We start from the raw sequence: 302 nt of genomic DNA, 5'->3' as shown, positions 1-302 counted from the left end.
GGACACCACAGTCGGCGCCCCACTGTCGGCCTGCAGACGGATCTTGTTGTCCAGCGGCAGCGCGCCGAGGTATTCCATCTGATATTCAGCCGCCATCTTCTTGCCGCCGTCCGCGCCGAAGAGGTGTTCGGCATGGCCGCAGTTCGAGCAGATGTGCACCGCCATGTTCTCGACGATGCCCAGGATCGGCACGCCGACCTTCTCGACCATCTTGATGCCCTTCTTTGCGTCGCGCAGCGCGATGTCCTGCGGCGTGGTGACGATCACCGCGCCCGTCATCGGTACGCGCTGGCTCAGGGTGA

1 protein-coding gene is annotated in these 302 nt (G+C 64.2%); it reads right to left on the bottom strand.

Annotated elements, in window-relative coordinates; genetic code table 11:
* Positions 1-302: P-loop NTPase (locus tag ACZYSP_RS35400; RefSeq protein WP_489019221.1), on the bottom strand; the 302-nt coding region annotated here is incomplete at both ends.

Source organism: Variovorax sp. F042, from assembly GCF_057814215.1.
This window is presented reverse-complemented; position numbering and strand designations above follow the sequence as displayed.